The organism is Rhodovulum sp. (assembly GCF_011048875.1).
Lineage (GTDB): Bacteria > Pseudomonadota > Alphaproteobacteria > Rhodobacterales > Rhodobacteraceae > Rhodovulum > Rhodovulum tesquicola.
In genome coordinates this window covers 1-5910 of record NZ_DSDD01000273.1, presented here as the reverse complement: position 1 = coordinate 5910, position 5910 = coordinate 1, and the positions used below count along the sequence as shown (strand labels likewise).

The following is a 5910-nucleotide window of genomic DNA, read 5'->3' as shown; positions in this document are numbered from 1 at the left end:
CGAACCAGTGAGCGGACGCCATGACCCATATCCTCGCCATCGACCAGGGCACCACGTCCACCCGGGCGATCCTGTTCGGTCCCGACCTGCGTGTCGTTGCCGTCGCGCAGGAGGAGTTCCCGCAGCACTATCCGGCCAGCGGCTGGGTCGAGCACGATCCCTCGGACCTGTGGTCGACCACGGCCGCGACGGCGCGCGCGGCGATCGAGAGGGCGGGGCTGGGGGCCGCCGACATCGCCGCGATCGGCATCACCAACCAGCGCGAGACGACGCTGGTTTGGGATCGCGCCACCGGCAAGCCCCTTCACAACGCCATCGTCTGGCAGGACCGCCGCACCGCCGAAACCTGTCAGGCGCTGAAGGCGGCCGGGCACGAGGCGGCGGTTACCGAGACGACCGGGCTGCTGCTCGATCCCTATTTCTCGGGCACCAAGCTGAAATGGATCCTCGACCATGTCGAGGGCGCGCGCGACCGCGCGATCCGGGGCGAGTTGGCCTTCGGCACGGTCGATACCTGGCTTGTCTGGAACCTGACCGGCGGGCGCGTGCATGCGACCGACGCCACCAACGCCGCGCGCACGATGCTCTACGACATCCGGCAGGGGCGCTGGTCCGAGGCGATGTGCGAAATGCTGGACATCCCCGCCGGGATCCTGCCCGAGGTGCGCGACTGCGCCGCCGATTTCGGGGTGACGCGGGCCGACCTTTTCGGCCGCGAGATCCCGATCCTCGGCATCGCGGGCGACCAGCAGGCCGCGACCATCGGCCAGGCCTGTTTCCGCCCCGGCATGATGAAATCGACCTATGGCACGGGCTGCTTCGCGCTGCTGAACACCGGGACCGATCCGGTCGCTTCGCAGAACCGGCTGCTGACCACCATCGCCTACCAGCTTGACGGCCAGCGGACCTATGCGCTGGAAGGCTCGATCTTCATCGCGGGCGCCGTGGTCCAGTGGCTGCGCGACGGACTGAGGCTGATCCGCTCCGCCTCCGAGACGCAAGCTCTGGCCGAGGCCGCCGACCCGGGCCAGGGCGTCGTTCTGGTGCCCGCCTTCACCGGCCTCGGCGCGCCCTACTGGCGGCCCGACTGCCGCGGCGCGGTGTTCGGGCTGACGCGCAACTCCGGCCCCGAGGAATTCGCCCGCGCCGCGCTGGAAAGCGTGGGCTACCAGACCCGCGACCTTCTGGAAGCCATGACCGCCGACTGGGCGGGGGGCGGCGATACCGCGCTTCGCGTCGATGGCGGCATGAGCGCGTCCGACTGGGCGATGCAGTTCCTGGCCGACATCCTGGGCGCGCAGGTCGACCGGCCGCGGGTGCTGGAAACGACCGCGATGGGGGCGGCGTGGCTGGCCGGCCATCGCGCGGGGCTCTACCCGGGCATGAACGAGTTCGCGCGCACCTGGGCGCTGGAGAAGAGCTTTGTTCCCGCCATGGCCCCCGACGCGCGCGAGGCGCTCTATGCCCGCTGGACGCGCGCCGTTGCGGCCACGCAGGCGTTCTGATCCCCATGACCTTCGCGTTCCTCACCCCCGGCCGCATCCTCTTTGGCCGCGGCGCCGCCGCCGAGGCGCCCGCGCGGATCGCCGCGATGGGCCGCCGCATCCTGCTGGTCCGCGGCGGATCGGTGCAATTCGCCGACGTGCTGGCCGAGGGGCTGCGCGCGGCGGGTGCGGCGGTGCTGGAACTGCGCGGGCAGGGCGAACCCGACCTGTCCGGGCTCGAGGCCGCACTTGCCGAGGCACGGCCCTTCGCTCCAGACGCTGTGGCGGCCATCGGCGGGGGATCGGTGCTCGACCTCGGCAAGGCACTGGCGGCGCTGGTGCCGTCCGACCGCCCGCCGCTCGACCATCTCGAAGTGGTCGGGCAGGGCCTGCCGCTCTGCGCGCCGCCCCTGCCGCTCGCGGCACTGCCCACCACCGCGGGGACCGGGTCCGAGGCCACGAAGAACGCGGTGATCGGCGTGCCCGCCCATGGCCGCAAGGTGTCGCTGCGCGATGACCGGCTGATCCCGGCGCTGGCGCTGGTCGATCCGGCGCTGACCGATGGCTGCCCCTGGCCCGTGACGCTGGCCTCGGGCCTCGACGCGGTGACCCAGGTGATCGAGCCCTACCTCTCCCTGCGCGCAAATCCGCTGACCGACGCGCTTTGCCGCGACGCGATTCCGCGCGGACTGGCCGCCCTTGTCCGGCTGAGGCAGGCCGAGGACCCCGCGGCCCGCGACGCCTTGGCCCTTGTCAGCCTGATCGGCGGCATCGCCCTTGCCAATGCCGGACTCGGCGCCGTGCATGGCCTTGCGGGGGTGATCGGCGGGCGGTATGCCGCGCCGCACGGGGCGATCTGCGGCAGGCTCCTTACGCCCACATTGCGCGAGAACCGCGCGGCCCTGGCCGCCGAGGGACAGCCGGTCGCCCGGTTCGACGAGGTGGCGGGCTGGATTGCCGGGGCCCTCGGCTGCGCCCCGGGCGATGCGTTCCGGCAATTGTCCGACTGGATCGACGCGGCTGGCCTGCCCCGTCTGGCCGACCTCTGCGAGGGGCCGCTCGATGCGGTCGCCCTTGCCCGCGCGGCGTCCGGCTCGTCGTCGATGAAGGCCAACCCGGCGGCGCTGTCGCCCGAGGCGCTGGCCCGGATCGTCATGGCCGGTTGAGACGCACCTTCCCCGACTTCGACAATCCGGAGGTGCATCGGCCGGGCGTTCGACGAAGCCGAAGCCCCGCACACGCCCTTGCCGGGATGCGGTGCTCTTGCGGGGAACGCGGCGGGGGGCTAAACGCGGGGGCGGATTTTCAGCAACGAGAGGCGGCCCCATGTCCATCGACATCGACACCGCGCGGCGGGTGGCACATCTGGCCCGGATCGCCGTGGCCGAGGACGACCTGCCCGCTCTGGCCGGGCAACTCTCGGGCATCCTGACCTTCATGGAACAGTTGAACGAGGTCGACGTTTCGGATGTCGAGCCGATGACCAGCGTCACGCCGATGCGGCTGAAACGGCGGGAGGATGTAGTGACGGATGGCGGCTATCCCAAGAAGATCCTCGCCAATGCGCCCGATGCGCGCGAAGGGTTCTTCGCGGTTCCGAAGGTGGTGGAGTAACGGCCGATGAGCGAGCTGAGCAAGCTGACCCTGGCCGAGGCGCGCGATGCGCTGCGCAAGGGTGAAACCAGTGCGGTGGCGCTGACCGAGGCCTGCCTGTCCGAGATCGAGGGCGCCGTGCGGCTGAATGCCTTTGTCCATGTGACGCCCGAGATCGCGCTGGATCAGGCGCGCGCCGCCGATGCCCGGATCGCGGCAGGCGAAGCGCCCGCGATGTGCGGCATGCCTCTGGGGATCAAGGATCTTTTCTGCACCAGGGGCGTGCCCTCGCAGGCCGCCTCGCATATCCTGAACGGGTTCCGGCCCGAATATGAATCGACCGTGACGCAGAAGCTGTGGGATGCCGGCGCGGTGATGCTGGGCAAGCTGAACATGGACGAGTTCGCCATGGGCAGCTCGAACGAGACCAGCACCTATGGCAATGCGGTCAACCCGTGGAAGGTCGATGATCGCGACCTGACGCCGGGGGGATCGTCGGGGGGCTCGGCCGCTGCCGTTGCGGCCGATCTGTGTCTGGCGGCGACCGGCACCGATACCGGCGGCTCGATCCGCCAGCCCGCGGCCTTTACCGGCATCGTCGGGATCAAGCCGACCTATGGGCGCGTATCCCGTTGGGGAATCGTGGCTTTTGCGTCCTCGCTGGATCAGGCGGGGCCGATGACAAGGACGGTGCGGGACGCGGCGATCATGCTGGGTGCGATGGCCGGGCATGACCCGAAGGATTCGACCTCTGCCGATATTCCCGTGCCGGATTTCGAGGCGGCGCTGACCGGCGACATCCGTGGAAAAACCATCGGAATTCCATCGGAATATCGTATGGCAGGCATGCCCGCCGAGATCGAGGCGCTGTGGAGCCGCGGCGCCGAGATGCTGAAGGATGCGGGTGCCAGGATCGTCGATATCAGCCTGCCGCACACCAAATACGCGCTGCCCGCCTATTACGTCATCGCGCCCGCCGAGGCGTCCAGCAACCTCGCGCGCTATGACGGGGTGCGCTATGGCCATCGCGCGAAGCTCGCCGAGGGCGACGGCATCGTGCAGATGTACGAAAAGACCCGCGCCGAGGGGTTCGGCAAGGAAGTGCAACGCCGGGTGATGATCGGGACCTATGTGCTGTCGGCGGGCTTCTACGACGCCTATTACAACCGCGCGCGCAAGGTGCGCACGCTCATCAAGCGCGATTTCGAGACGGTGTTCGCGCAAGGGGTCGACGCGATCCTGACGCCCGCGACGCCCTCCGCCGCCTTCGGGCTGGGCGAGATGCAGGATGCCGATCCGGTCGAGATGTATCTCAACGACGTGTTCACGGTGACGGTGAACCTGGCCGGGCTGCCGGGCATCTCGGTGCCCGCGGGGCTGGACGCGCAGGGGCTGCCGCTGGGGCTGCAACTGATCGGGCGGCCCTGGGAAGAGGGCGAGCTGTTGAACACCGCACAAGTGCTTGAGGATGCCGCGGGCTTTGTTTCCCGGCCCGCGAAATGGTGGTAGGAGCGCGTCCCTGAATGGATCGGGAGAGCAGGATGAACGGGATGCGTATTGGTCTTTCGGGGCTGGCGGTGCTGGCATTGGCCGCCTGCGCCCCGCAGGTGCCGGATTCCGCGGCCGGGGTGGGCTTTGACAGCTATGCCGCCTACAGCATCGATCGTGAACGCGCCCTGCGTGGCGGGGATGGCGTGGCCGCCGCGCCCGCATCCGAGGGGGGCGCGATCGCCGCGCAGGCGCTGGCGACCCTGCGCCCCGACGAGGCCGGGCCCGCGCCGGTCATCGCGCCCGCCCCCGGCGATCCAACGCCGCGTTCCAGCAATCCGGGCCTGTCCGACGAGCAGAATTTCGAAGCCGTCGCCGCGCGCGAGTCGATCGAGAGCGACCGCGAGCGGCTGGAGCGGCAGCGCCAGCAATATGTCGTGGTCGCGCCCGAGCCGGTGCCGGAGCGGCCGACCGGCGCGGGGCCGAATATCGCGCAATATGCGTTGAGCACCACCAACCAGGTGGGCCAGCCGGTCTATAGCCGCATCGGCCGCGTCAGCCAGGAACGCTATCTGAGCAATTGCGCAAGATACGGCTCGGCCGACCTGGCGCAGGAGGCGTTCCTGGCCGCAGGCGGACCCGAGCGTGACCGGCTGGGGCTGGACCCCGATGGCGACGGGTTCGCCTGTTTCTGGGATCCCGCACCGTTCCGGGCGGCCGTGCGGCGCTAGGGTGATGGCGCCGCTCTGGCGGCCCTCGCCGAATTTCGGGCCGCGGCGGAACGGCGCCCGGCCCGACCTGATCGTCCTGCATTATACCGCGATGCCGCTGGCGGGTGCGCTGGACCGGCTCTGCGATCCCGCGGCCGAGGTCTCGGCGCATTACCTGATCGCGCGCGACGGGCAGGTCTATCACCTGGTCGACGAGGACGCGCGGGCCTGGCATGCCGGGGCGGGATGCTGGGGGGCGGTCGGGGATGTCAATTCCCGCTCGATCGGGATCGAACTGGACAACCGGGGCGACGAGCCCTTTGCCGCGCCGCTGATGGCCGCGCTGGAGGCGTTGCTTGGCGGGGTGATGGCGCGCTGGGCCATGCCGCCCGAACGGGTGATCGGCCATTCCGACATGGCGCCGGGCCGCAAGGGCGATCCGGGGCGGCGCTTCGACTGGCGGCGACTGGCGCGGTCGGGTCTGTCGGTCTGGCCCGGTCCCGGCAGCGCCGCGCCGGATCCGGCGGCGTTCCGCGCGGCGGCCTTGCGCTTCGGCTATGGCGCGGAATGGGGTATGGACGCGGTGCTGGACGCCTTTCGCCAACGCTTCCGGCCCTGGGCCACGGGGCCGCTGT

General features: G+C 70.4%; 6 protein-coding genes. All 6 read left to right on the top strand.

Going from position 1 to position 5910, the window contains the following annotated elements; all coding sequences use genetic code 11:
* Positions 1–20: 20 nt before the first annotated feature.
* Positions 21–1505: a glycerol kinase GlpK gene (glpK, locus tag ENN83_RS09675; protein WP_287186362.1), complete on the top strand. Its 1485-nt coding sequence runs from the start codon at positions 21–23 to the stop codon at positions 1503–1505.
* Between the two features lie 5 nt (positions 1506–1510).
* Complete coding sequence (locus tag ENN83_RS09670; protein WP_287186359.1) at positions 1511–2650, top strand: iron-containing alcohol dehydrogenase; 1140 nt, start codon at positions 1511–1513, stop codon at positions 2648–2650.
* A gap of 160 nt (positions 2651–2810) precedes the next feature.
* A complete protein-coding gene (gatC, locus tag ENN83_RS09665) occupies positions 2811–3098 on the top strand; it encodes an Asp-tRNA(Asn)/Glu-tRNA(Gln) amidotransferase subunit GatC (RefSeq protein ID WP_287186356.1) in 288 nt (95 codons plus the stop codon).
* Positions 3099–3104: 6 nt separating this feature from the next.
* The gene (gene gatA, locus ENN83_RS09660; protein ID WP_287186353.1) at positions 3105–4586 is read left to right on the top strand and encodes an Asp-tRNA(Asn)/Glu-tRNA(Gln) amidotransferase subunit GatA; all 1482 of its coding nucleotides are present in this window, start codon (positions 3105–3107) and stop codon (positions 4584–4586) included.
* Positions 4587–4627: 41 nt separating this feature from the next.
* Positions 4628–5296: a hypothetical protein gene (locus ENN83_RS09655; RefSeq protein WP_287186351.1), complete on the top strand. Its 669-nt coding sequence runs from the start codon at positions 4628–4630 to the stop codon at positions 5294–5296.
* Positions 5297–5300: 4 nt separating this feature from the next.
* On the top strand, positions 5301–5910 hold a 610-nt coding region (locus tag ENN83_RS09650; protein ID WP_287186347.1), incomplete at its 3' end, for an N-acetylmuramoyl-L-alanine amidase.

Excerpts from the sequence above, each read along its gene's own strand:
- glpK (WP_287186362.1), top strand. The coding sequence starts at position 21 with ATGACCCATATCCTCGCCATCGACCAGGGCACCACGTCCACCCGGGCG.
- ENN83_RS09670 (WP_287186359.1), top strand. The coding sequence starts at position 1,511 with ATGACCTTCGCGTTCCTCACCCCCGGCCGCATCCTCTTTGGCCGCGGC.
- ENN83_RS09655 (WP_287186351.1), top strand. The coding sequence starts at position 4,628 with ATGCGTATTGGTCTTTCGGGGCTGGCGGTGCTGGCATTGGCCGCCTGC.
- gatC (WP_287186356.1), top strand. The coding sequence starts at position 2,811 with ATGTCCATCGACATCGACACCGCGCGGCGGGTGGCACATCTGGCCCGG.
- gatA (WP_287186353.1), top strand. The coding sequence starts at position 3,105 with ATGAGCGAGCTGAGCAAGCTGACCCTGGCCGAGGCGCGCGATGCGCTG.